The following is a 2,839-nucleotide window of genomic DNA, read 5'->3' on the forward strand; positions in this document are numbered from 1 at the left end:
GACGGTCGCGAATATCTTCCAGCGCCCGGCACGCAGCAGCAGCGTCACCGCGACCGCCAGCACGCCGACCGCGCCGGCAGCCCAGACCCGATGCTCCTGCAGCCAGGCGGTCACCTTGCCCGCCGAATAGGCCGGCACGATCAGCGCAACCGCGAGCGCGGCGAGGAGCGGCCAGTACCACGGGCTCCAGCGCGGCAGCCGCTCCGCCTCGTCGGTCGGGCGGCACAGCGCCGCCAGCGCCACCAGGATCGGGTATTCGGCGATCCAGGAGAACACGAAGGGCGAGATCAGCCCGGCGAACAAGCCGCCGGTCATGCCGCCGAACGAGAGCGCGACATAGAAGCCGGTGAGGTATTTCGACGCCGGCCGGGTGCGCGCCAATTCGCCATGGCAGGCCATCGCGATGACGAAGAAGCAGACGAGGTGGCCACCCAGCGTCAGCAGCAGGTTCTGCTCGCCGCCGACCGCGAGCAGCACCACCACGCCGGCAATCGCCGCCGGTTGCAGGAACAGCATCCATCTGTGCGGCAACAACGGTCGCGACTGGAACACCAGCACCCAGGTCAGGAGATACAGCGACAGCGGCAGCACCCACAGAAGCGGCGCGGCGGCGACGTCGGTCGAGATATGCGCGGTCACCGCGATCAGAAGTCCCGACGGCACCGCGGCGAGAAAGATCCAGCGCGCCCGCAAGCTCGGGGGCGGCGCCGGCGACGCGGTGGCCTCGGCTCGCGGATCGGCGGCGGATTGCTCCGGCGACCGGAGCAAGAGCGCGCCGCAGGCCGCGATCAGGATCACGAGCAGGCCATAGCCGCCGGTCCACATCAGGTTCTGGGTATGCAGGCTGAACATCGGCTCCAGCAGCACCGGGTAGGACAGCAGCGCGAGAAAGCTGCCGATGTTGGAGGAGGCGTAGAGAAAATAGGGATCGGACCCGTCGGGATGGCCGGTGCGGACGAACCAGGCCTGCAGCAGCGGATTGTTGGCGGCGAGCGCGAAGAATGGCAGCCCGATCGAGACCAGGAACAGGCCGAGCAGCCACGGCGCATAGCCCGAGGTCGGCGGCTCGCCCCAGCCGCTCGCAATCGACAGCGGCAGCGTCAACAACGCCGCCACCAGCAGCACCAGATGGATGATGACGGGCACGGTGCGGTTCCTGATCCGCATCAGGAAATGGGCGTAGGCGTAGCCGGCGAGCAGCAGCGTCTGAAAGAACACCATCGCCACCGACCACACCGCCGGCGAGCCGCCGAGCCGCGGCAGCACCATCTTGGTGAACAGCGGCTGCACGGCGAACAGCAGCAACGCGCTGACGAAGATCGCGGTGGTGTAGACGGCGAGGATCAGCCGGTTCCTCGCGACGAACGACTCGTCCGTGGCAGCGGCGGTTGCGGACAAAAGCATGGAAACTCCGGCAACAACCCGGCGGGCGCCGGGGGCCGCAATGGAGCACATGGCGGCGGTGGGGGCAATCGAGTGCCGCGGATTTGAAGGCCTGCCCGGAGCGCGACGGTTCGGTCATCGATGCGGGCGAAATCGATCGACCGCAGCCACGCGCAGGATTGCAGACTTACCGCTTTCGCGCCCCACGAGAAGCATTGATCGGCAGCACCGACAGCCATAAATATGGTTTTACGGTCGCGTGACCCAGCGAGGCTCCTGCATGAAGACCACCATCGAACTTCCCGATGAGCTTTATCGGCGCGCCAAGGCGGAAGCAGCGTTGCGCGGCCGCAGGCTTCGGGACCTCGTGGAGGAGGGACTGCGCCTCGCCCTCGAGGCCCAGCCCAAGACGCGCCGCCCAAACAGCCTTGCCGGACTGACCAAGCGGGCCCGCGGCATGATCGACTCCGGAGTTACCGACCTCGCTTCGAATACCGAGCATCTTGCGGGCTTCGGCCGCCATGACCGTAGCCATCGTTGATACCGGCCCTCTCGTCGCCCTCTTCGACCGGGCGGAACGACACCATGCATGGGTCACTGAGCGCTTGGAGGAGCTTGACGCCCCTCTCCTCGTCTGTGAGCCGGTGCTCGCCGAGGCGATGTACTTGCTGGCGCGCTACCCGAACGCGCAGGACGCGGTTCTCGAACTCATCCAGAATGGCGCCGCTCACCGTCACGTTCCGCGTCGGTGAGCATGTCGACGGATTGCGCAAGTTGCTTCGAAAGTACAGGGACATGCCGATGTCGCTGGCCGACGCATGCATCGTTATCATGTCGGAGATTCACGATCGCCATTTCGTGCTGACACTGGATTCTGACTTTCTGGTTTATCGAAAACATGGCAGGACTTCCTTGCCTGTCATCCGCCCTGCGCCACAGTAGCGATCCAAATCGCACATTAGTTTCTCGTTTCGTGAAAAGGCATGACAGAGACCGACGTCGTCATCATCGGCGCGGGCCATAACGGCCTCACTTGCGCAGCCTATCTCGCGATGGCGGGGCTGCGCGTGAAGCTGGTCGAGCGCCGCGCGGTGGTCGGCGGCGCCGCCGTGACCGAGGAGTTCCGTCCCGGCTTCCGCAACTCGGTCGCGGCCTATACCGTGAGCCTGCTCAACCCGCAGGTGATCGCCGACCTCAGGCTCGCCGATTTCGGCCTGAAGATCGTCGAGCGGCGGGCGCAGAATTTCTTGCCGTCCTCCGACGGCAATTACCTGCTCACCGGCGAAGGACGCACCCGCAACTCCGTCGCCAGGCTGAGCGCAGGGGATGCCGAGGCGATCGGGACCTTCTCGCGCGAGCTCGAGGCGATCGCCGACGTGCTGCGCGGCTTCGTGCTGCGCGCGCCGCCGAACCTGGTCGAAGGATTTGGCGCGCGCGCGATCCGCGAATCCCTCAA

At 66.2% G+C, this 2,839-nt stretch carries 4 protein-coding genes and 1 pseudogene; 4 read left to right on the plus strand and 1 reads right to left on the minus strand.

Features of this window, described 5'->3' with window-relative positions; translation table 11 throughout:
- Positions 1–1,404, minus strand: a pseudogene (locus tag JOY90_RS13085) (class I SAM-dependent methyltransferase); the annotation flags it as partial.
- Positions 1,405–1,663: 259 nt separating this feature from the next.
- Between JOY90_RS13085 and JOY90_RS13090 the strand changes: the two are divergent.
- From JOY90_RS13090 to JOY90_RS13100, 4 genes are all read left to right on the plus strand, one after another.
- Positions 1,664–1,924: a hypothetical protein gene (locus tag JOY90_RS13090; RefSeq protein WP_291691547.1), complete on the plus strand. Its 261-nt coding sequence runs from the start codon at positions 1,664–1,666 to the stop codon at positions 1,922–1,924.
- A complete protein-coding gene (locus JOY90_RS40120) occupies positions 1,905–2,135 on the plus strand; it encodes a PIN domain-containing protein (protein WP_367276922.1) in 231 nt (76 codons plus the stop codon). The genes JOY90_RS13090 and JOY90_RS40120 overlap by 20 nt, the downstream gene beginning before the upstream one ends.
- Complete coding sequence (locus JOY90_RS13095) at positions 2,101–2,325, plus strand: hypothetical protein (protein ID WP_291691548.1); 225 nt, start codon at positions 2,101–2,103, stop codon at positions 2,323–2,325. The genes JOY90_RS40120 and JOY90_RS13095 overlap by 35 nt, the downstream gene beginning before the upstream one ends.
- Positions 2,326–2,366: 41 nt before the next feature.
- Positions 2,367–2,839, plus strand: a 473-nt coding sequence (locus tag JOY90_RS13100) for an NAD(P)/FAD-dependent oxidoreductase (RefSeq protein WP_291691549.1), incomplete at its 3' end; no start/stop codon positions are given.

It is taken from the genome of Bradyrhizobium sp. (assembly GCF_019242285.1).
In the GTDB taxonomy this organism is placed as follows: Bacteria; Pseudomonadota; Alphaproteobacteria; order Rhizobiales; family Xanthobacteraceae; genus Bradyrhizobium.

Bases quoted from the DNA above. Each gene is read 5' to 3' on its own strand.
- JOY90_RS13090 (WP_291691547.1), top strand. From the start codon at position 1,664: ATGAAGACCACCATCGAACTTCCCGATGAGCTTTATCGGCGCGCCAAG.
- JOY90_RS40120 (WP_367276922.1), top strand. From the start codon at position 1,905: ATGACCGTAGCCATCGTTGATACCGGCCCTCTCGTCGCCCTCTTCGAC.
- JOY90_RS13095 (WP_291691548.1), top strand. From the start codon at position 2,101: ATGGCGCCGCTCACCGTCACGTTCCGCGTCGGTGAGCATGTCGACGGA.